General features: G+C 75.0%; 20 protein-coding genes. 4 read left to right on the top strand and 16 right to left on the bottom strand.

Features of this window, described 5'->3' with window-relative positions:
* Nucleotides 1-197 precede the first annotated feature (197 nt).
* Together ABWI07_RS35855 and ABWI07_RS35850 are read left to right on the top strand one after the other, a co-directional pair.
* Entirely contained in the window at nucleotides 198-1166 is a 969-nt protein-coding gene (locus ABWI07_RS35855; protein ID WP_149257404.1) for a DMT family transporter, read from the top strand.
* A gap of 40 nt (nucleotides 1167-1206) precedes the next feature.
* Nucleotides 1207-2109, top strand: a complete 903-nt coding sequence (locus ABWI07_RS35850; RefSeq protein WP_353821286.1) for a DUF5954 family protein — start codon at nucleotides 1207-1209, stop codon at nucleotides 2107-2109.
* A 395-nt stretch (nucleotides 2110-2504) separates the two neighbouring features.
* On the opposite strand, the gene thiI is transcribed toward ABWI07_RS35850, so the two are convergent.
* The 8 genes from thiI to ABWI07_RS35810 form a co-directional block, all read right to left on the bottom strand.
* Nucleotides 2505-3731 carry a tRNA uracil 4-sulfurtransferase ThiI gene (gene thiI, locus ABWI07_RS35845; RefSeq protein ID WP_353821285.1) on the bottom strand — a complete coding sequence of 409 codons (1227 nt, stop codon included), beginning with the start codon at nucleotides 3729-3731 and terminating at the stop codon, nucleotides 2505-2507.
* Nucleotides 3732-3860: 129 nt separating this feature from the next.
* Nucleotides 3861-4886 carry a 6-phosphofructokinase gene (locus ABWI07_RS35840; RefSeq protein ID WP_149257407.1) on the bottom strand — a complete coding sequence of 342 codons (1026 nt, stop codon included), beginning with the start codon at nucleotides 4884-4886 and terminating at the stop codon, nucleotides 3861-3863.
* 166 nt (nucleotides 4887-5052) lie between these two features.
* Entirely contained in the window at nucleotides 5053-5502 is a 450-nt protein-coding gene (locus tag ABWI07_RS35835; protein WP_353821284.1) for an SCO6045 C-terminal-like domain-containing protein, read from the bottom strand.
* A 31-nt stretch (nucleotides 5503-5533) separates the two neighbouring features.
* Complete coding sequence (locus ABWI07_RS35830) at nucleotides 5534-6355, bottom strand: MbnB/TglH/ChrH family RiPP precursor modification enzyme (RefSeq protein ID WP_353821283.1); 822 nt, start codon at nucleotides 6353-6355, stop codon at nucleotides 5534-5536.
* Nucleotides 6345-7352 (bottom strand): TIGR04222 domain-containing membrane protein, encoded by a 1008-nt coding sequence (locus ABWI07_RS35825; RefSeq protein ID WP_353821282.1) that lies wholly within the window; start codon nucleotides 7350-7352, stop codon nucleotides 6345-6347. Before ABWI07_RS35825 ends, ABWI07_RS35830 begins: the two co-directional genes overlap by 11 nt.
* Before the next feature lie 71 nt (nucleotides 7353-7423).
* On the bottom strand, nucleotides 7424-8062 hold the full coding sequence (locus ABWI07_RS35820; protein WP_149258019.1) for a response regulator: 639 nt from the start codon (nucleotides 8060-8062) through the stop codon (nucleotides 7424-7426).
* 26 nt (nucleotides 8063-8088) lie between these two features.
* Nucleotides 8089-9276, bottom strand: coding sequence for a MacS family sensor histidine kinase (gene macS, locus ABWI07_RS35815; protein ID WP_353821281.1), 1188 nt, complete (start codon nucleotides 9274-9276; stop codon nucleotides 8089-8091).
* A complete protein-coding gene (locus ABWI07_RS35810; RefSeq protein WP_353821280.1) occupies nucleotides 9263-10000 on the bottom strand; it encodes a lysophospholipid acyltransferase family protein in 738 nt (245 codons plus the stop codon). The genes macS and ABWI07_RS35810 overlap by 14 nt, the downstream gene beginning before the upstream one ends.
* A 374-nt stretch (nucleotides 10001-10374) precedes the next feature.
* Here ABWI07_RS35810 and ABWI07_RS35805 point away from each other — a divergent pair, with 374 nt between their 5' ends.
* Complete coding sequence (locus ABWI07_RS35805; protein ID WP_149257410.1) at nucleotides 10375-11235, top strand: hypothetical protein; 861 nt, start codon at nucleotides 10375-10377, stop codon at nucleotides 11233-11235.
* Here the strand turns inward: ABWI07_RS35805 and ABWI07_RS35800 are convergent.
* The 6 genes from ABWI07_RS35800 to ABWI07_RS35775 form a co-directional block, all read right to left on the bottom strand.
* Nucleotides 11232-11957 carry an endonuclease/exonuclease/phosphatase family protein gene (locus ABWI07_RS35800; RefSeq protein ID WP_149257411.1) on the bottom strand — a complete coding sequence of 242 codons (726 nt, stop codon included), beginning with the start codon at nucleotides 11955-11957 and terminating at the stop codon, nucleotides 11232-11234. The two genes, ABWI07_RS35805 and ABWI07_RS35800, sit on opposite strands and share 4 nt — an antisense overlap.
* A gap of 2 nt (nucleotides 11958-11959) precedes the next feature.
* Entirely contained in the window at nucleotides 11960-12928 is a 969-nt protein-coding gene (locus ABWI07_RS35795) for an ROK family glucokinase (RefSeq protein WP_149257412.1), read from the bottom strand.
* Between the two features lie 49 nt (nucleotides 12929-12977).
* Entirely contained in the window at nucleotides 12978-13526 is a 549-nt protein-coding gene (locus ABWI07_RS35790; RefSeq protein WP_149257413.1) for a hypothetical protein, read from the bottom strand.
* Nucleotides 13527-13619: 93 nt separating this feature from the next.
* Nucleotides 13620-14054, bottom strand: a complete 435-nt coding sequence (locus ABWI07_RS35785) for an SRPBCC family protein (protein WP_149257414.1) — start codon at nucleotides 14052-14054, stop codon at nucleotides 13620-13622.
* Nucleotides 14055-14116: 62 nt separating this feature from the next.
* Complete coding sequence (locus ABWI07_RS35780) at nucleotides 14117-14884, bottom strand: metallophosphoesterase family protein (RefSeq protein ID WP_353821279.1); 768 nt, start codon at nucleotides 14882-14884, stop codon at nucleotides 14117-14119.
* A 92-nt stretch (nucleotides 14885-14976) separates the two neighbouring features.
* On the bottom strand, nucleotides 14977-15672 hold the full coding sequence (locus tag ABWI07_RS35775) for a copper homeostasis protein CutC (RefSeq protein ID WP_353821278.1): 696 nt from the start codon (nucleotides 15670-15672) through the stop codon (nucleotides 14977-14979).
* 232 nt (nucleotides 15673-15904) lie between these two features.
* Between ABWI07_RS35775 and ABWI07_RS35770 the strand changes: the two genes are divergently transcribed.
* Complete coding sequence (locus tag ABWI07_RS35770) at nucleotides 15905-17695, top strand: AMP-dependent synthetase/ligase (RefSeq protein ID WP_353821277.1); 1791 nt, start codon at nucleotides 15905-15907, stop codon at nucleotides 17693-17695.
* A 19-nt stretch (nucleotides 17696-17714) separates the two neighbouring features.
* Here the strand turns inward: ABWI07_RS35770 and ABWI07_RS35765 are convergent, their stop codons facing one another.
* Together ABWI07_RS35765 and ABWI07_RS35760 are read right to left on the bottom strand one after the other, a co-directional pair.
* Complete coding sequence (locus ABWI07_RS35765) at nucleotides 17715-18398, bottom strand: SDR family oxidoreductase (protein ID WP_353821276.1); 684 nt, start codon at nucleotides 18396-18398, stop codon at nucleotides 17715-17717.
* Between the two features lie 71 nt (nucleotides 18399-18469).
* Nucleotides 18470-19921, bottom strand: coding sequence for a DUF1996 domain-containing protein (locus ABWI07_RS35760; RefSeq protein ID WP_353821275.1), 1452 nt, complete (start codon nucleotides 19919-19921; stop codon nucleotides 18470-18472).
* Nucleotides 19922-19926 lie beyond the last annotated feature (5 nt).

Below are 19926 nucleotides of genomic sequence, written 5' to 3'. Positions count from 1 at the left end.
TGACCCGGTAGCGGGTATCGTCCTGAACCATGGCTTACTGGGCACCTGATTGCGGACCGCCGCGCTCCTGACGGGGCGCGGCGACCGCATTCCCTGCTGATCACGACACGGCCCGGCGCGAGCGTGCGCCCGGCCGCGCCGTCCTGCGCCCCGAATCCGGACCATCTCCTCCGATTCGAGCCCAGGAGCCCTTCTCCGTGTCGCACAACACCTCTCTTCGGCGCGCGTCCGAAAAGCCTTCGCCCGCCCGCGCCCGGCGCGGCGGCGCCGACGTCCTGCTGGCGGCCGCCCTCTGGGGGACGACCGGCACCGTCCGCACGTTCGCGGACGGCGCCTCCCCCTACTCGGTCGCCGCGGTCCGCATCGTCATCGGCGGGCTGGTGCTGCTGGCCCTCGCCGCGTCCACGCGCGGCGGCGCCGGGCTGCGCCGCCTGCTGGGCGACCGCCGCAACCTGCCGCTCGTCGGCATCGGCGCGGTCTCCATCGCCGTCTACCAGACGGCGTTCTTCGTCGCCGCGGGCCGTACCGGCGTCGCGGTCGGCACCGTCGTCACGATCGGGAGCGCGCCCGTGTTCAGCGGCGTGCTCGGGCTGCTCGCGCGCCGGGCCGTCCTGACCGGGCGGTGGACGCTCGCCACGGCGGGCGCCGTCGCGGGCTGCGCGCTGCTCGTCGGCGGCGGCCGGGACGCGGGCGCCGAGCCGCTCGGCATCGGGCTGGCGCTGCTGTCCGGGCTGTCGTACGCGGTGTACGCGACGGTGGCGTCCGTCCTCATCACCCGCGGCGAGGAGGACCGGGCCGTCGCTGCGGCGCTGTTCGGGGCGGCGGCCGTCCCGCTGCTCCCCGTCCTGCTCGCCGGGCCGACGGGCTGGCTGCTCACCGGGAGCGGCTCGCTCATCGCGCTCTACCTCGGCGTGGTCACCACGGGCGGCGGCTACCTGCTGTTCGCCCGGGGCCTGCGCACGACGCCCGCCACGACGGCGACGACCCTGACCCTCGCGGAGCCGGCGGTGGCAGCGGTGCTCGGCACGGCCCTGCTGGGCGAGCGGCTGGGCGGCGCGGCGCTGGGCGGCCTCGTGCTGCTGGCGGCGAGCCTCGTGGTCCTCGTGGCGCCCGGGCGGCGGCGCGGCCGCCGCTCGGGCGCACAGGGCGGTAACGAATTGGTCTGAACCATTGGCCGGGCGCGGCGCGGCGAGGATGATGACCGGCATGACGACGGGAGATGGTGACGCCGGGGGGCGGCTCTTCCCGGAGGACCTGGACGGGGTCGACCCGGTCGCCACGGTGCTGCTGGCGGATGCCCGCCGCGCCCTGTCCGCCTACCCGGAACTGGTGGCCCTGGGGGCCGTGTTCGCGGCCGCCGAGCAGGTTCCGGGCGGCTGGCAGGTCGTGACCCCGTTCGACCCGCTGCCGCAGGGCGCGCGCGAGATCCTCGCCGACCATCTGGAGGACCGGGCGGCGCCCGGCTCCGGCGCGGCGGCGCGCGGGCTCGCGGCCGCGGCCCGGACGCTGCGGCACGAGCCGGCCGACGAGGTGGCCGCGGGCGGGCGGCGGTTCCGGATCGTGCGGATCGAGCAGCTGGTCCGCACCGGCCCGGACGGGCCCGAGCCGCCCCGCCCGACCGACCTGGACCCGCTGCCCGCGGCCGGGCGCGTCCCGCCCGCCCGCGCGTACGAGCTGCTGCCGGAGGACGGCCCGGCGTCCGACCTCGCGACCGCCGAGCTGCTCTGCCAGGTGCTGGACGCGGCGGCGGCAACGGGGAGCGAGCCGTCCGGCGCGTTCCTCACCCCGGTCGCGCTGGCGCCCGCGTTCACCGTCGCCGAGCGCGGCGAGCGGCGCTGGCGGCCCGTGGGCCGGCTGTACGACGCGCCGCAGCAGGCCCGCGACTCGCTGGCCACCTACTTCAGGCACGTGGTGCCCGCGGTGGAGAGCCCGGCCGCGGTGGACGTCGCCCGGTTCGCCGAGGCGGCGGAGCTGATGGAGGACCGCACGCGCCGCAACGGCATCGCCGTCGCGGGGCGCCGCTTCCGGATCGTCCGCATCGAGCGGATCACCCTGCTGGGCCCGGACGGCCCTGAGCCCCCGCGCCGGACGGACTTCGACGCCCGCTGACCCGCCCGCACACCCGGCACCCGCCCGCACACCCGGCACCCGCCCGCACACCCGGCACTCGCCCGGCCAGGCGGCCCGCCGGGCCGGGGCGGCCAGGCCCACCGGGCCAGATCAGGCCAGGCGAGCCGGGTGGAGCGCCCCGGTCCGCGGCGGGGCGAGATCGGACAACCCCATGTCGAAGCCGCGCGCCGGACCGCGCGGATCAAAGCGGCCCGGCGCGAGGCGACCTGGAACCTGTCTCGAACTGGCCTCGCCACGCGCGCGAACGCGTGACCTGGCCGGTGGAGCGAAGCCGGAGGCGAGCGGAACCGGGCAGATCGCGAAGCGATGCCGCGTTCGCCCAGGCACGGTCACGCAGCGAGCCGCCAGGCGAGCGAAGTGGGCCGGGACTGCGGTTACGCCGCGCCGTAGGCGGGGCGGTGCTCCTGGACGGACGCGGCGAGCTGGTCGGCGAGCTCGCCGACGTCGAGGCGCTTCTCGATCTGGCGCAGGTCGCCGATCTTGGCCCGGGTCTCGGCGCGGCGGGGCGCGAGCAGGGTGCAGCAGTCCTCGTCGGGCAGCTCGGAGATCGGCAGGGTCCGGATGCGGCGCGCCTGGTCCATGATCTCGACCTTGTCCATGCCGACGAGGGGCCGCAGGATCGGCAGCTCGACGGCGTCGTCCAGCGCGGTGATGTTGGCGAGGGTCTGGCTGGACACCTGCCCGAGCGCGTCACCGGTGATCAGCGCGGAGCCGCGCAGCCGGCGGGCGAGGACCTCGCCGGTGCGCAGCATCAGCCGGCGCTGCGCGATCACCGCGAGCCGGTCGGCGCCGGACGACTTGATCTGCTGCTGCGCCTTGCCGAACGGCACGACGAACAGCCGGGACCCGCCCTGGAACTTGTCCAGCTCGCGGACCAGCGCGTACGCCTTGTAGATCGACTCGGGGCCGGTGAACGGCATGCCGGAGAAGTGCAGGTAGTCGACCCGCAGGCCGCGGCGCATCATCCGGTACGCGGCGACGGGCGAGTCGATGCCGCCCGACATCAGCACCAGGCCGCGGCCGCTCATCCCGACGGGCAGGCCGCCCTGCCCGGGCAGGCCGCCGGAGTAGACGAACACCTCGTCGCGGTCGACCTCGATCGAGAGGGTGTGCTCGGGGTCCTTGAGCCGGACGGGCTGGCCGTAGCGGGCGGCGACGAGCGCGCCGACGTGCCGGTCGAGCTCGGTGGAGGTCATCGGGAACCGCTTGTCGCGGCGCCGCGACCGGACGGCGAACGTGCCCGTCCGGCCGTCCATGAGCTCCAGGGCGGCGCGCTCGACGCTGGCGACGTCCTTGCCGACCCGCCAGGCGCGGTGCGCCCACACGATGCCCATGACGTCGGTGATCCGCTGCGCGATCCGCTCCATGGTGGCAAGGTCGGCATCATTCTTGCGGACGATGAAGACGCCGTGCCGCCGGACGACGTCCACCCGGGCGATCGGCCGGACGGCGGTGCGCACGTTGTCGGCGAGGCGGCGCTCGAACTGCTCGCGGTTCTTGCCCTTGAGGACGACCTCGCCCAGTTTGAGCAGGACGCACGGCTCGCCGTCGACCGGCGACTGCTCCCGGACGTCCGCCGGCGCGGTGTCGAGCGTGGTCATGCGGGATCCTCCTGGCGGGAACAGGGTCGAACGAACAAGATGGACGAACAGGGTGGAAGCGGGGAACTTCCAGTGTGGCCCAGAGAAGGCAACACCGCGACCCGGAATCCCTGTTCCCGCGCGGGCGGATCAGCCGAAGAAGACCTCGGCCTCGGAGTAGCGCTCCAGCGGGACGGTCTTGAGCTCCTTGGTGGCCTCGTCGAGCCCGACCCGGATGATGCTCGTGCCCTGGAGGGCCACCATCTTGCCGTAGTCGCCGTCCTTGACGGCGTCGATGGCCTGGAGGCCGAAGCGGGTGGCGAGGACCCGGTCGAACGCGGTGGGGGTGCCGCCGCGCTGGATGTGCCCGAGCACGGTGGCGCGGGCCTCCTTGCCGGTGCGCTTCTCGATCTCGTCGGCGAGGGCCTGCCCGATGCCGCCGAGCCGGACGTGGCCGAACGCGTCCCGCTCCCCGGTCTGCAGCTGCATCTGGCCGTCGATCGGGTGCGCGCCCTCCGACACCACGATGATCGGCGCGTAGCGGGTCTTGAACCGGCTCTCCACGTACTCGCAGACCTTCTCGATGTCGAAGGGCCGCTCGGGGATGAGGATGACGTTGGCGCCGGCGGCCATGCCGACGTGCAGCGCGATCCAGCCCGCGTGCCGGCCCATGACCTCGCAGATCAGCGCGCGGTGGTGGCTCTCGGCGGTGGTGTGCAGCCGGTCGACGGCCTCCATGCCGATGTTCACCGCGGTGTCGAAGCCGAAGGTGTAGTCGGTCGCGTTCAGGTCGTTGTCGATCGTCTTCGGGACGCCGACGACGTTGACGCCGTTGGCGTACAGCTCGCGCGCGACGCCGAGGGTGTCCTCGCCGCCGATGGCGATCAGCGCGTCCACGCCGAGGCCGGCGAGGTTGTCCTTGATCCGCTCGACGCCGCCCTCGACCTTGACCGGGTTGGTCCGCGAGGAGCCGAGGATCGTCCCGCCGCGCGGCAGGATCCCGCGCACGGCCTGGACGTCGAGGGCCACGGTGTCGCCTTCGAGCGGCCCGCGCCAGCCGGCCCGGAACCCGACGAACTCGTAGCCGTAGACCTGGACGCCCTTGCGGACGACCGCGCGGATCACCGCGTTCAGGCCGGGGCAGTCGCCGCCCCCGGTCAGCACTCCGACGCGCATGCCGTCACCTTCTCCCGCCACCGGACTCCTCCCTCGATCGAGGTTTCCAGACTAGTCGCCGCACGCGGCGGCACGGGCCTTCCGAAAGGTCCCGGCGCGCCGACATTGGTCTAGACCATAGCCCGTCGCGGGCGCCGGCGGCACACCGTTCGCCCGGACCGCCGCCTCAGCCGGACGGGCCCCGGCCGAGGACGCGGACCCGCCCCCGGAACAGCACCGCCGCTCCCCCGGGCAGGCGCCGCACCGCCGCCCGGCGCGGGCGCGGCGGCTCCCGCCCGTCATAGGACCACCGGACCTCGGCCAGCGCCAGTTCCCGCGCCGCGTCGCCGGCGAGCCGGTCCCGGTGCTCGCGCGCGAAGTCCCAGCCGTCCCGGAAGGAGCCGCGCGTCGGGCGCTCGGCCGCCCACGCCGCGAAGGCCCCCTTCCAGGACGCCCCGTGGGAGGCGGCCAGCGCGGGCCAGGCGCGGGCGACCTCGCCGGCGCGCTTGAGCAGGATCCCGTGCGCGGCCGCCCGCACCGCCCCGGCGTCGAACCCGTCCGGGAGCGGCCCGCCCGCCGTCATCGCCCGGACGAGCGCCTCCTGCGCCGCCGCCAGCCCGGCGTCGAACCCGCTCATGCCCCTGATCCGCTCATGCGTTCCGATCCGCTCATGTGACGGGCGCCAGTCCGGAGGCGGCGGCGATGGCGTCCAGCTCGGCCCGCAGCTCCGCGGCGGGCGGGTAGCGGCCGTCGCGCTCCAGCAGCAGGCCGGGCGGCCGGTGCCGCGTGCACAGCTCCCCGACCAGGTCCAGGACCTCGGCGGGGACGGCGGCGGCATGCGTGTCGTGGTACCGCCCGCCCTCTTCCGAGCCGCCGGCGACGTGGCAGTAGGCGATGCGGTCGAGCGGCAGGCGGTCGAGGAGGCGGACGGGGTCCTCGCCCCGGTTGCGGGCGTTGGCGTACACGTTGGCGACGTCCAGCAGCAGGAGGGCACCGGTGCGCTCCAGCAGCTCGGTCAGGAAGTCGGCCTCGGTGAACTCGGCGTCCGGCCAGTCGAAGAGCGTTGCGATGGGCTCCAAGGCGAGCGGGACGGGCAGCTCCGCCTGCGTGCGGCGGATGTTGGCGGTCAGCGCGTCCAGGGCGGCCCGGGTGCGCGGCACCGGCAGCAGGTGCCCGGCCTCGACGCCGCCCGCGCGGACGAACGCGACGTGCTCGCTCACCAGCGGCGCGCCGAGCGCCTCGGCGCAGGCGGCCAGGTGCGCGACGCGCTCGGCGGCCACGGGCTCGGCGCCGCCGAGCGACAGCCGAACCCCGTGCGGGACGATCACCGCGCCGCGGTCGCGCAGCGCGAGCAGCTCGGGCGCGGGCCCCGCCGGATGCACCGACTCGGCGATCACCTCGGCGAACCGCAGCCCCGGCAGGGCGCCCACGAACCCGGCGATCTCGGGGCGCCAGCCGATCCCCACGCCCAGCCGCACGTCAGCTCCCACCGCCGCAGCCTCCGCCACCGCCGCAGCCTCCGCCTCCCCCGCAGCCGCCCCCGCCGCCGCAGCTGCTTCCGCCGCCGCACGAGCCGCCGCCACCGCAGGAGGACGACGAGCACACCGAGGCGGTCGACGAGCACACGTAGCCGTCCGACGAGGAGGACGACCCCGACGAGGCCCCGGAGACGGCCGCGACCCGGGTCATCTCCAGGTAGCGGCCGAGCCCCACGGTCTGGGCGAACGTCGGGTCGAGCGCCATCAGCGCGGGCGTGCCGAACAGCGCCACGCCCATGAGCGCGGCCTGGGGCGGCAGCCCGGTGTAGGACGGCGTGTGCTCCGGATCGAGGCCGGTCTCGGACTCCTTGAGCCGCTCCACGGCCTGCTTGCCCTCCTCCGTCCGCTCGCCGGACGTGTCGAGGCCGAGAGCGCCGGCGGTGAGGCCCATCAGCGCGATCACCGGAACGGCCTTGGCCGGGAACCCGCTGAAGGCGTCGCTCAGGACGAAGGCGACACCGCCGACCAGCACCCAGCCGAACATGACCAGCTGGAGGGTCCGCAGCCGGCGGCGCCCGCTCGGCGAGAGCAGCATGCCCAGCGCGACGAGGCCGTCGCGGAGCTGGTCGAGCGCCGCGCGCACGCCGGGCTCGGCCGTCAGCTCGGCGAGCGTCCCGGCCCGGCCGACCGCGATCGCCCCGAAGACGGCCGCGTCCAGCGGCTTGCCGGCCGCGTGCGGGCCGGAGGCCGACGGCCCGGTGGCCATCAGCCGGCCGTCGGCGTAGGCGTCGACGGCGCCGTCCAGCCGCAGCGCCGTGATCGAGGCCGCGATCGCGTGCCGCCCGCCGCCGTGCAGGTAGGCGACCTCGTACGGGTGCAGCCTGCGCAAGGGGGGCGTGCCGCGCTTCACCGCCGCCCGGCGGCCCCGAAGGATCTTCAGAAGCACGAGTCCGACCAGGATGTGGGCCGCGAGGAACCCCAACTGGGGGCCCAGGATCTCGTCCGCCATGGCGCGCTCCCGTCGCGATGCACTTTTGCGCGATTTGACGCAGGCGGCGCCACGGCGGTTCGCCCCCCGCGCTACTCCTCTTCGTCGAGGCCCTTCTCGATGGCGTAGCGGACGAGCTCGACGCGGTTGTGGAGCTGGAGCTTGCCGAGGGTGTTCTGCACGTGGTTCTGCACCGTCCGGTGGGACAGGACGAGGCGCTGCGCGATCTGCTTGTACGTCAGCCCCTTCGCGACGAGGCGCAGCACCTCGGTCTCGCGCTCGGTCAGCCGCGGGGCGCCGTCGTCCTCGCGGGCCGGGGCGGCGGCGAGGCGGCGGTACTCGCCGAGGACGAGGCCGGCGAGCCCGGGGGTGAAGACGGCGTCGCCCTCACCGGTCCGCCGGACGGCGTCCAGGAACTCGTCGCGGGCCGCGGACTTGAGCAGGTAGCCGGTCGCCCCGGCCTTGACCGCCTCCAGGACGTCCTGCTGCTCGCCGCTCGCCGACAGCACCAGCACGCGGACGGGCGGGTCGGCGGCGGCCAGGCGGCGGGTCACCTCGACCCCGCTGAGATCGGGCAGCTGGAGGTCGACCACGGCGACCTGCGGGCGAGCGGCGGCGGCGATGCGGACGGCGGCACGGCCCTCCCCGGCGGTCGCGACCACGTCGTGGCCGGCCTCGGCCAGGTCGCGGGCCACGGCCTCGCGCCACATCGGATGGTCGTCCACGACCATGACCCGGAGGGGAACCTCGCTCACGGTCACACCCTAGCCCGCGGCACGGTCATCTCGATCTCGGTCCCGTCGCCCTCCGCGGAGAAGATCGTGACGGTCCCGCCGAGGTCGGCGATGCGGCCGCGGATGGACTGGGCGACGCCGAGCCGCCCGTCCGCGGCGGCGCGGTCGAGCCGCCCGGGGGGCATGCCCGGCCCGTCGTCGCGGACGCTGACGGTGACCTCGCCCGCGCCGTCCTCCAGCAGGACCCACGCGCGGGCGCCGTCGCCGCAGTGCCGCCGGACGTTGTCGAGCGCCGCCGCCACCGCGGCCTCGACCTCCCTGGCGGCGTGCGGGGGCAGCCGCACCTCCGTGGCGGGCGTCGAGACCGTCACGGAGGTGGACGCGTGCCCGGTCAGCAGCGGGCGCAGGTCGGTCCCGGCGCCCGTGCCGGGAGGCTCGGGCGGCGGCGCCGAGCCCGCGCCGATGAGGGAGCGCAGCGCCGCCTCCTGCTCGCCCGCCAGGCGGCCGAGCTCGGCCGCCTCGCCGCCGAGCTCGCCGCCGCGCCGCTGCACCATCGCGAGGACCTGCAGCACCGAGTCGTGGATGCGGCGCGCGAGCCGTTCCCGCTCCCGGGTCGCCGCCTCCAGCTCGACGGCCCGCGCGAGGCGCGCCTCCGCCTCCCGCGCCAGCCGGACGACGTGCCCGACGACGAGTCCGGCGAGGAACAGCAGCACGATTCCGTTGATCGTCGTCCCGCCGATGCCGCCGGCCGTCCCGGCGACCGCGTGCACCGCCAGGTTCGCTGCGGCGAGTACGGCCGCGGCGGCGAGGCCGGCCCGCCGCCCGCCCGCGACCGCCCACGACAGCACCGCGGCCGCCACCCACGACACCGGCAGCGTCGGGCGCCCGGCGGTGATGTGCCGGGTCGTCTCCACCCACGCCGTCGCCAGGACGCAGGCCGCCGCGACGGCGAGGTCGGCGGCCAGCAGCGTCCGCGCGCGGCGTCCCAGGCCGTCCAGGGGGAACGAGGCGGGGCCGAAGGCGAACGACGCGTACCCCGTCCACACGGCCATGGCGGCGAGGACGGCCCATCCGCCGAGCGGGTGGGCGTAGCCGCCGGAGTTCATGGCGATCAGGATCGCGGCGTAGCAGAGCGCGAGGCCGCGGTAGACCGCGACGGCCCGCCACAGGGCGGTCTCCAGGCCCGTCCCGCGCGGCTCAGCCGCGGTCACTCAGCCCTCCGTCGTCGTCCTCGACGGGACGCACCTCCTTGCCGGCCAGCTCCGCCTTCACCTCGGCGGAGTACCGGTCGACGTACTCCTGACCCGACAGGTTCCGGATCGCCATCATGATCTCGTCGGTGATCTCGCGGAGCACCTCGTGGTCGTCCTCGCGCCCGTAGTAGCGGGAGAAGTCCATCGGCTCGCCGAACCGCACGCCCGGCCGGATCCCGAGCCGCGGGTACGGCCTGCCGGGCGGCATCAGCTCGAACGTGTTGATCATCGCCATCGGGATCACCGGCACCCGCGACTTCAGCGCCAGCCGCGCGACCCCCGTCTTGCCGCGGTACAGCCGGTTGTCGGGCGCCCGGGTGCCCTCGGGGTAGATGCCGAGCAGCTTGCCCTCGCCGAGGATGCGCAGCCCCGTCTGCAGCGCCGCCTCGGCCGCCGAGCCGCCGGTCCGGTCGACCGGCACCACCCCGACGCCGGTGAAGAACCCCTTGCTGACCAGCCCCTTGATCCCCCGGCCGGTGAAGTACTCCTCCTTGCCGATGAAGAAGATCGGGCGCATCAGCGGCAGCGGGCCGAAGAAGTGGTCGGCGAACGACAGGTGGTTGCTCACCATCAGCGCCGGCCCGCGCTTCGGGACGTTGCGCACCCCCCGGTTCCGCGGCCACCACAGCAGGTACATGACCGGGGAGAGGACGATCCTCAGCATGATCCAGAACCAGAGCATCGTTCGCGGGCACCTTTCCTCGGACCGAGCGGACGCCTCCGGGCGGGCCTGCCCGGTCCTGGCCGACGGGGGATGATGGGACATCTTCCCACTCTCCGTCCCATCGATCTACCGGCCGGTACCTCTCAGCGGAACCCGGCCGCGCTCCGGCGGCGGACCGGGAATGAACGTAGGCTCTGAGCGGTAAATCTCAATCGGGTGCGCCGGAGGGCTTGTCCCGGGCGGCGCAGCGAATACCGTGGGACACACGTTTCGGGGTGTCCGGGAGCGCCTGCCCGTCGGGGCGCGACCGGGCACCACATGTCAATGGGGGGAGCGGAGGCCGCCATGCCGGTGCTGTCGGTCACGCCGGAGTCGTCGAAGGAGCCGGCCCCGTGAATCGCCGTGGCAATGGACTGTCAGCGGACACCTACGCCCCACTGGTCGACCTCGCGCCGCATCTCGCGGACGCGATGCTGGCGGCCCTCGGCGAGGCCGGGGTCGCGGCCTACGCGGCGTCGCAGTCCGGCCTGCCCGACGTGGCCGAGACGGTCGTGGAGCCCGTCGCCGGCGACGTCCTCGACCGGCTGTACGTGGACGTCGAGATGAAGCCGGCCGCCGAGGGCATCCTGCGCGTCCACCTCGCCCGGCTGCGCGAGGCCTCCGCCCGCGGCGCCGACGGCGAGGGCGCCGGCGACGCCGACCGCCTGGACGCGGACCGCCTCGACGCCGGGCGCCCGGGCGCCGCGGAGCGCACCGGCCTCGCCGACCCGGGCGCGGGCGCCGCCGAGCCGGGCGGCCCCGCCGAGCGCGACGAGGACGCCATCTGGGCCGAGATCGTCGCCGGGTTCGACACCGTGCCCGAGGGCGACGAGGTCCCGTGGCCCGACGAGGAGAACATCCGCGAGCCCGCCGACCCCCCGGGCGAGGGCGAGGACCGCACCGGGCGGCTGCCCCGGGCCCGCGTGATCCGGCCGGCCGAGGCGCCGGAGTTCCCCGCCGACGACGATGACGACGAGGGCCACTACGTCCCGCCCCCTCCCCCGCCGCTGCCGAGCGCCGACCCGCTCACCAAGGGCGCCTGGATCGCGCTGATCGGCGGCCCCGTCTACCTGCTCGTCACCGTGATCCTCGACTGGGAGGTCCCCGGCTGGGCCGCCTTCCTCGCCGTCGCCGCGTTCATCGGCGGCTTCGTCACCCTCGTCCTGCGCATGGGCGACGAGCCGCGCGACCCCGACGACGGAGCCGTCGTCTAGGGGCCGTCGTCCAGGGGCGGCATCGCCTGGGGCACCGCCAGGTCGGCCAGGACGGGCCGGTGGTCGGTGGCCAGGGGGTGGTCGCCGGCGTCGTCCGGCGGGACCCCGCACGCGGTGACCCGCACGGCCGGGTCGGCGAAGACCCCGTCGATGCGGCGTTTCGGTGCGCGTGCGGTGAAGGTCGCCTCCCCGCCCGCCGGGGCGGCCGCGTAGCCGTCCTGGAAGCGCTCGGCGAGCAGCGACCAGGACCGGCCGCCCGGCTCCTCGTTGACGTCGCCCGCGAGGACCACCGGGGCGCCGTGGCGGCGGCGTGCGCGGTCCAGGTGGGCGAGGATCTCGTGGACGTGCCGCAGGCGCGGCCCGTCCGCCAGGTCCAGATGGGTGCTCGCGGCGATCAGGCGGGCGCCGCCGGTCTCCAGGACGGCGATCGCGAGGGCGCGGCGGTGCAGGCCCGGGTCCGGAGTGAGCAGGTGGAACTCGCGGGCCACGCGGCGCACGTGCGGCGCGGCCAGGACGGCGAGCCCGCAGGCCCGCCGCCCCGCCGCGATCCGCAGGCCGCAGGCGCGCGCGAGGCGGCGGCGCTGCAGCCGCCAGCCCCAGAAGCGCGGGACCTCCTGCAGGCACACCACGTCGGGGGCGTTCGCCCGGACGACGCGGGCCACGGCGGCGGGGTCGTCGCGCAGCGACCGGACGTTGTAGGAGAGCAGCCGGACGGCGGCCACGCCTAGACGACCACGTCCTGGAACGGGCGGACGCGGGCGAGGTCGGCGGCGCCGACGATGCCCGCCGCGGAGCCCAGCTCGGCGATCCGGATGTCGGGCAGCGGGCGGTGGCCGCGGCCGGTCAGGGCGTCCTCGAAGGCGGCGCGGATCGGGTCGAGCAGCAGGTCGCCGGCGTCCGACAGGCCGCCGCCGATGATGAAGGCGCCCGGGTCGAGGATCGCGCTGAGGTCGGCCAGGCCCTGGCCCGCCCAGTGCGCGATCGTCCGGAAGCACTCCAGCGCCGCCTTGTCGCCCTCGCGGGCCGCCTGCGACACCTCGGGGCCGCTGATGCCCTCGGGCCGCCCGCCGCCGAGCTCCAGAAGGCGGCCCGCCATCGCGGGCGCCACCCGGGCCAGGTCGCGCGCCTCGTGCACGAGGGCGTTGCCGCTGGCGTACTGCTCCCAGCAGCCGCGGTTGCCGCAGCCGCAGCGGCGCCCGTCCGGGACGACCCGGAAGTGCCCCATCTCCGCGCCGATGCCGAAGCGGCCCCGGTAGAGCTCGCCGTTGATGATGATGCCGCCGCCGATGCCGGTGCCGAGGGCCACCAGGACGAGGAAGTTCTCGCCGCGCCCGGCGCCGAACCGGGCCTCGCCCCACGCGGTGGCGTTGCCGTCGTTCTCCACGACGACCGGCAGCCCGACCAGGCTCTCCACCTTCTCCTTGATCGGCTCGTCGCGCCAGGCGAGGTTCGGCGCGAACAGCACAGTGGAGCGGGTCTCGTCGACGAAGCCCGCGGTGCCGAGCCCGACCGCCGCGACCTCCTCGTACTTGCCCTTGAGCAGGTCGACGACCTCGGCGATGGTCTCGGCGGTCTCCTTGGGGTTCGTCGAGGGAGTCGGCCGGCGGACCTTCTCCAGAATCGTCCCCCGGTCGTCGACGACCCCCGCGGCCACCTTCGTGCCGCCCACATCCACGCCGATGGTCAGGGTCATGTAACCCTTCCTCCTCCTCGCGTCGCCCCTGGCTGGAGCCACTCCCGCTCTACCCGATGTCGATGGGGCCGCCGCCGGTGGCGGCCGACCACGGGTCGCCCGGATCGGGACGTTCCGACCGATCGGACGTACCCGCCCTCGCGCCCTCCGACCCCTCCGGCGGCCGTGTCCGGTCGGAGGCCGCACGATCGGAGCCCGCCCTCCCGGAACCCGAGCTGCCGGAGCCCGCACCACCGGAGGCGCCCGTCCGCTCGAACGCCGCCACGACGTCCAGCGCGGCGGCGAACAGCGAGCGCCCGGCCTCGCGCAGGTGCCGTCCCACGTCGCCGCCGGACTCCCGCTTGATCGCGATGGCCCGGCAGACCGGGCAGTCGCGGCACTCCGGGGCGCCGGTGGCGATGCGCGGCCCATGCCCGCCCGCGGCCGGCCCTCCGGCCGCGCCCTCGGCCGACTCCTCGGCGATGGCACGGTCCCACACGTCCCCGGCCGGCTCCTCCCGGCCCGCGGGCTCGCCCCGGCCGCCGCCGCCCACCCGCTTCATCAGCGCGTCGAAGAGCTTGGCCGCCTCGTCCAGGACGTCGCCCGGTTGGTCGCTCATGACTCCATCTTCCATCCGTCGTCGGCGTGAACGGTATCGCCTCCGCGCCTGTTGTCGCCTCCGCGCCGTGATCGGGCCGCCACCCGCGGGGGCTCAGCCCTCCACGTGGCGCTTGAGGCCCTTGAGGGCCGAGTCGATGATCCGCTTCTCGCCCTTGCGCTTCACCATGCCGATCATGGGGATGCGCACGTCCACGGCGAGCTCGTAGGTCACCTCGGTGACGCCGTCCCGCTCCGCCAGGCCGTAGGTGCCGTGCAGGCCGGTGACGACCGTGCCCGGCTCGACCAGCTCCCACGAGACCCGGTCGTCGCCCTCCCAGGTGTAGGCGAGCCCGACGGTGTCGCTGAACGGGCCGCCGTCGAACGTGAGCCGGGCGCGCGAGGCCCGCCCGTCCTCGCCCCTCTCCTGCACGGTGAACTCGCGGATCCCGCTCGCCCACCCCGGGTACGCCTCGAGATCGGCGATCACCGCCATGATCTCGGACTTCCCGGCCTTGACCGTGATGGAGGAACTCGTGCGGTCCGCCATCTGCGTCTCCCTCCGGCTCGCCCCGGGCCCCTGCGGGCCCGCTGTCCCTAGGAGAGTATGGGTCACACGTTCAGGACGTAGGGCACACCGCGCGCGCGGAAGTGCCCGACGTTCACGCATTCGGTGCGGCCGATGCGGATCCGGCTCGCGAGCGGCTGGTGGACGTGCCCGAACAGCACGTACTTCGGCTGCGTGCGGCGGATCGCGTCCAGGACCGCCTCGCTGCCGCGCTCGAACCTGCGCGCCACGGTGTCGTACAGCAGCTCGGGGACGGCGGGCGGGATGTGGCAGCACAGCACGTCCACCTCGCCGACGGCCTCGACCTTGGCGGCGAACGCCTCGTCGTCCAGCTCGTAGGGGGTGCGGTACTCGGTGCGCAGGCCTCCCCCGACGAACCCGAACCGCAGCCCGCCGATCTCGGTGGTCTCGCCGTCCAGGACGCGGTGGCCGTCGCGCAGGTGCGCGTCCCACAGCCTGGGGACGTCGACGTTGCCGTAGGTCAGGTACGCCGGGGCGGGCATGGCCGCGAACAGCTCGGCGTACTGCCGGTTCACGGCGCGCTCGATGTGCGGCCGGGCGTCCCCGTCAAGCGACGCCCACAGGCCCCTGGAGAACTCCCGGGCCTCGGCGAAGCGCTTCTCGGTGCGCAGCGCGATGAAGCGGTCGGCGTTCTCCTGGCCGAAGAGGTCGGCGAAGATCCCCTGCCCGTGGTCGTGGTAGTCGATGAACAGGATCAGGTCGCCCAGGCAGATGAGGGCGTCCGCGCCGTCCGCCGCGCCCGCCAGCGCGTCCGCGCGGCCGTGGACGTCGCTCACCACATGGATCCGCATGAAACCGAATGTAATGCCGCCCACCGCTCCGGTGAACGGGCGGGTCAAGGGGAAGGCGGGGGCGTGGAGGGCGGGGGCGCGGAGAGGGCGGGTCAGCCGGCGGCCGCCGCCACGAGGGTGCGCCACTCCCGGACCAGGGCGGGGTCGACGCGGGCCTCCCAGTCGCCGTCCGGCCGCACGGCCGTGCCCACGTGGAACGCGGTGATGCCCGCGGCGGACAGGACGGCGACGTGCTTGCGGCGCAGCCCGCCCCCGGCCATGATCATCTTCGCCGCGGCGGGGTCCTCGGCGGCGCGCCGGACGAGGACGTCGACGCCCGCGTCCACGCCGCGGGCGGAGCCCGCCGTCAGCACCGTGTCGAGCCGGCCGCCGAACGCGCGGACCGCGCCCCACGCCTGGGCGGGGTCGGCGGCGTGGTCGACCGCCCGGTGGAAGGTCCAGGGCAGCGGGTCGGTGTCGGCGGCGAGCTTGCCGGTGGCGCCCGCGTCGACGTGGCCCGAGGAGTCGAGGAAGCCGAGCACGAACCCGTCGGCGCCCGCGTCCGCCAGGCCGGCGGCGGCGCGCCGCAGCCGGTCCAGCTCGGCGCCGGTGGTGCGGAACCCCGCGTTGGCGCGCAGCATCACCCGCATCGGCAGCGACGTGGCCTCCCGGATGGCCGCGACCAGGTCGGGGTCGGGGGTGAGCCCGTCCGCGGCCATGTCGGCGACGACCTCGAGGCGGTCGGCGCCGCCCTCCTGCGCCGCGCGCGCGTCCGCCGCGGTCAGCGCGATCACTTCCAGCAGCGACATGGCGACCCCCGGGAACCCGCTTGCGTTGTGCGACCGGCTCAAGCGTAGGCGAACCGGCGGCGCGCCTCGGGGCCGGCGGACGGTCTTTGCCGTGCCGTTAACCGCCGGGGTTCGCGGCGTTATTCCTACTCGTGGGTATCATGCGGCATCGAGGGAGTCCGCACATCGCCGCCGCAACGGCCGGTCCGCGCGGGCCCCCGCCGACCTCGAAGATCGACTACAGGAGTGGGCCGTGCGCGAGTTCAGCGTCCCCGCGATGGTGGAGGTACCTGACTCCGCCACTCTGACCGACGCGCCCTTCACCAGGGCCGCCGACGAGCCCGGCCGGATCGTGCTGCGCCGCAAGAGCGGCGACGCGTGGAGCGCCGTCACCGCCGCGGAGTTCGCGGCCGAGACGGCGGGGGTCGCCAAGGGCCTGGTCGCCGCCGGCGTCGAACCCGGCGACCGGGTGTGCCTGCTGTCGCGGACCCGCTACGAGTGGACCGTCCTGGACTACGCGATCTGGGCGGCGGGCGCGATCTCCGTCCCGATCTACGAGACGTCCTCCGCCGAGCAGATCGAGTGGATCGTCGGCGACTCCGGGGCGAAGGCCGTGTTCGCCGAGACCGACGCGCACCTCGCGGCCGTCGCGGAGGTCCGGGACCGGCTCCCGGAGCTGGCGCACGTGTGGGGCATCGACGCGGGCGGGGTCGCGGAGGTCACCCGGCTCGGCGCCGACGTCGGGGACGACGTGGTCGAGGAGCGCCGCCGGTCCCGCACCGCCGCCGACATCGCCACGCTCGTCTACACCTCCGGCACCACCGGGCGCCCCAAGGGCTGCGAGATCACGCACGGGAACCTGGTGTCGACCGCCCGCAACGCCGTGCAGGGGGCGATCGCCGAGATCGCCGTCGAGGGCAGCTCCACGCTGCTCTTCCTGCCGCTCGCGCACGTGTTCGCCCGGCTGATCGAGGTCGCCACCATCGAGGGCGGCATCGTCCTCGGACACAGCGACGTCCCGAACCTGCTGCCGGACCTCGCCTCGTACCGGCCGACGTTCCTGCTGGCCGTCCCGCGCGTGTTCGAGAAGGTCTACAACGGCGCCGAGCAGAAGGCCGCGGCCGACGGCAAGGGCAAGATCTTCAAGGCGGCGGCCGAGACCGCGGTCGCCTACAGCCGGGCGCTGGACGACGGCCGCCCCGGCCTCGGGCTGAAGGCCAGGCACAGGGTCTTCGACGCGCTCGTGTACCGCAAGCTGCGCGCCGCGGTCGGCGGCAGGGTGGAGTACGCGGTGTCGGGCGGCGCCGCGCTCGGCGAGCGCCTCGGGCACTTCTTCCGCGGCGTCGGCATCACGATCCTGGAGGGCTACGGCCTCACCGAGACGACGGCGCCCGCCGCCGTCAACCGGCCCTCCGCCCTCAAGATCGGCACGGTGGGGCGGCCCATCCCCGGCGTCGACGTGCGCATCGCCGAGGACGGCGAGGTCCTCGTCCGCGGCATCAACATCATGCGCGGCTACTGGAACAACGAGGCCGCCACCAAGGAGGCCCTGGACGACGGCTGGTTCCACACCGGCGACCTCGGCTCCCTCGACGACGAGGGCTTCCTGAAGATCACCGGCCGGAAGAAGGAGATCCTGGTCACCGCGGCGGGCAAGAACGTGGCGCCCGCCCCGCTGGAGGACCGGCTCCGCGCGCACCCGCTGATCAGCCAGTGCCTCGTCGTCGGGGACGGCCGCAAGTTCATCAGCGCGCTCGTCACCCTCGACGAGGAGGCGCTCGGCCCGTGGAAGGCCCAGCACGGCAAGCCCGAGGCGATGACGGTGGACGAGCTGCGGCGCGACCCCGACCTCATCGCCGAGGTCGAGGCCGCGGTCGCCGACGCCAACAAGTCGGTCAGCCGCGCTGAGGCGATCAAGAAGCACGTCATCCTCGGCGTCGACTTCACCGAGGAGGCCGGCCACATGACGCCGAGCCTGAAGGTGAAGCGCAACGTGGTGATGAAGGACTTCGCCGACGAGATCGACGCCCTCTACACCGGCTGACCCGGGGTGCCGCCCGCGCTCAGGCGCCCGGCCCGCCGGGGGCCGGGCGCAGGGCGGCGACGGCGTCCTCGATCGGGGTGGAGCCGTTGAGCAGGTCGAGCGTGTGGCGGCGGACGTCGCCCGCGTCGAGCAGGGCGGCGATGACCGCCGCGACGTCGTCGCGGGTGACCGCGCCGTGCCCGATCGGCGGCTCGGCCAGCGCCACGAGCCCGGTGGGCGGGTCGTCGGTGAGGCGGCCCGGCCGCAGGATCAGCCAGTCCAGGGCGTCGCGGCGCCTCAGGTCGTCCTCGGCCTCGCCCTTGGCCCTGATGTAGGCCTCCCAGACCTCGCCGCGCCCGGGCGCGGGCGGCTCGCCGGCGCCCATCGCCGAGATCTGCACGAAGCCGCGGACGCCCGCGCGCTCGGCCGCGTCCGCCGTCAGCACCGAGGCGGCCCGGTCGACGCTGTCCTTGCGCGCCACGCCGCTGCCCGGTCCCGCCCCGGCGGCGAAGACGACCGCGTCCGCCCCGGCGAAGTGGCCGGCGACCTCGTCGGCGGTCGCCGACTCCAGGTCGCACACGACCGGTTCGGCTCCTGCGTCCCGGATGTCCCCGGCGTGGCCGGGGTTGCGGATGATGCTCAGCACGGTGTCCCCCCGTGCGGCCAGCAGCCGGGACAGCCGCAGCGCGATCTGCCCGTGCCCGCCCGCGATCACGATGTTCATGCCGCGATCGTAGGACGCGAGGGTCCCGGGCGCGCGGACGCGCGCCCGGGACCCTCGGAACCGGTCTCCGCTCAGCGGCGGCGCTTGATCCGCGTCCCGGCCCTGCCGTTGATCGTGTTCACCGCCTTCGCCATCAGCTGGTCGTCCATCACGTTGATGAGGTCGCCGTGGTCGGTCACCGGGTCGTGGCCCGACTCGGGGAAGCTGTCCAGCGCGAACGCCAGCGGCTTGGCCGGCAGGTTGTAGGCCAGCGTCATCCGCAGCTGCGGCACGGCCTTCGTGCCCTGCGGGCACTGCCCCGTCCGCTGGTCCGGGAACTGGATGTGGTCGCGGTGGTTGGCGCTGTCGGTGTTCTGGCCGTCCCAGCAGCTCGGGAAGTTCAGCACGCGCAGCACCTTGCTGCCCTGCGGGCACAGCGGGTACTTGTCGGTGAAGGCCCGGTTCTCGAAGCCGGTGCACGTCCAGCTGGCGTGCGCGTTCTTCAGGCCGTTCGTCACCGCCTTGGCGTCACCGGTGGCGACCCGGATGAACCGCGGCATCGCGGTCACCTTGCTGCGCGGGTTGCCGAGGAACTGGAGCTTCACGCTCGACGGGGTGACGATGCTGCCGACGTTGCCGTCCGCCGTGCTCTGCTGCGCCCGGTCGGAGTTGTCCTGGCCGTCGCGGAGCCGGATCACCGGCCAGAAGTAGGCCGACTTGTCGCCGTTGGTGCAGGTGGTCCCCGCGGCGGCGAAGGTCTCGTCGGTGGAGAACGCGTTCGTGTCCAGGTTGCCGACGTAGTCGTGGATGTGGTGCGCGCCGTTCACGACGCCGGGGGCCGCGAGCACGTTGTCGGGGTTGCTGTGGGCCTGCCCCGCGTTCACCCCGCAGCTGGACGCGAACACGCCGGTCGAGGCCTGGCGGCTGCGGCGCGGCTGCCGCACGCGCGGCGCCTTGCGGATGTCGACGAACTGGTCCGCGCGCAGCTCCGGATTCGCCGGGGCCTGCCCGCCGTTCTGGCCACCGTTCTGGCCGCCGTTCTGGCCGCCGTTCTGGCCGCCGTTCTGGCCGTTGTCCTGCCCGCCGCCGGGCTGCTGGCCGCCCTGCGGATCGGCCGGCGGGGTCGTCTGGCCGCCGTCGATCGGGCCGCCGTCACCCATCTGACCGCCATCGCCCATCTGACCGCCGTCACCCATCTGACCGCCGTCACCCATCTGACCGCCATCGCCCATCTGACCGCCGTCACCCATCTGACCGCCGTCACCCATCTGGCCGCCGTCGCCCATCTGACCGCCGGGCTGCTGGCCGCCGCCGGGCTGCTGGCCGCCCTGCGGATCGGCCGGCGGGGTCGTCTGGCCGCCGCCCTGGAGCTTCGGAATGCCGGAGCCGCCCGCGGGCCGGGCCGGATAGGCGGCCGGGTTCGCCGCCCTGGTGGTCGCGGGGGTGTACGGCTGCGCCGCCGCGCCGGGGGTCTCCTGGCAGGCCGTCGCGACCAGGGCGAGCGCCGGGATCACCGCGGCGAAGGCTTTCTTCTTTCGTCCCATGGAAA

Source organism: Actinomadura sp. NPDC000600 (assembly GCF_040492135.1).
Lineage (GTDB): Bacteria > Actinomycetota > Actinomycetes > Streptosporangiales > Streptosporangiaceae > Spirillospora.
Note: the sequence above shows the minus strand (reverse complement) of the source record. Positions and strands in the feature narration are given on the sequence as shown.

What these genes read in the sequence shown, in the direction of transcription:
- ABWI07_RS35795 (WP_149257412.1), bottom strand. Translation starts at nt 12,928, where the DNA reads ATGACCCTGACCATCGGCGTGGATGTGGGCGGCACGAAGGTGGCCGCG.
- ABWI07_RS35820 (WP_149258019.1), bottom strand. Translation starts at nt 8,062, where the DNA reads ATGGTCGTGGACGACCATCCGATGTGGCGCGAGGCCGTGGCCCGCGAC.
- ABWI07_RS35825 (WP_353821282.1), bottom strand. Translation starts at nt 7,352, where the DNA reads ATGGCGGACGAGATCCTGGGCCCCCAGTTGGGGTTCCTCGCGGCCCAC.
- ABWI07_RS35760 (WP_353821275.1), bottom strand. Translation starts at nt 19,921, where the DNA reads ATGGGACGAAAGAAGAAAGCCTTCGCCGCGGTGATCCCGGCGCTCGCC.
- ABWI07_RS35840 (WP_149257407.1), bottom strand. Translation starts at nt 4,886, where the DNA reads ATGCGCGTCGGAGTGCTGACCGGGGGCGGCGACTGCCCCGGCCTGAAC.
- ABWI07_RS35785 (WP_149257414.1), bottom strand. Translation starts at nt 14,054, where the DNA reads ATGGCGGACCGCACGAGTTCCTCCATCACGGTCAAGGCCGGGAAGTCC.
- thiI (WP_353821285.1), bottom strand. Translation starts at nt 3,731, where the DNA reads ATGACCACGCTCGACACCGCGCCGGCGGACGTCCGGGAGCAGTCGCCG.
- ABWI07_RS35775 (WP_353821278.1), bottom strand. Translation starts at nt 15,672, where the DNA reads ATGTCGCTGCTGGAAGTGATCGCGCTGACCGCGGCGGACGCGCGCGCG.
- ABWI07_RS35810 (WP_353821280.1), bottom strand. Translation starts at nt 10,000, where the DNA reads ATGCTCTGGTTCTGGATCATGCTGAGGATCGTCCTCTCCCCGGTCATG.
- ABWI07_RS35835 (WP_353821284.1), bottom strand. Translation starts at nt 5,502, where the DNA reads ATGAGCGGGTTCGACGCCGGGCTGGCGGCGGCGCAGGAGGCGCTCGTC.
- ABWI07_RS35850 (WP_353821286.1), top strand. Translation starts at nt 1,207, where the DNA reads ATGACGACGGGAGATGGTGACGCCGGGGGGCGGCTCTTCCCGGAGGAC.
- ABWI07_RS35790 (WP_149257413.1), bottom strand. Translation starts at nt 13,526, where the DNA reads ATGAGCGACCAACCGGGCGACGTCCTGGACGAGGCGGCCAAGCTCTTC.
- ABWI07_RS35765 (WP_353821276.1), bottom strand. Translation starts at nt 18,398, where the DNA reads ATGAACATCGTGATCGCGGGCGGGCACGGGCAGATCGCGCTGCGGCTG.
- ABWI07_RS35780 (WP_353821279.1), bottom strand. Translation starts at nt 14,884, where the DNA reads ATGCGGATCCATGTGGTGAGCGACGTCCACGGCCGCGCGGACGCGCTG.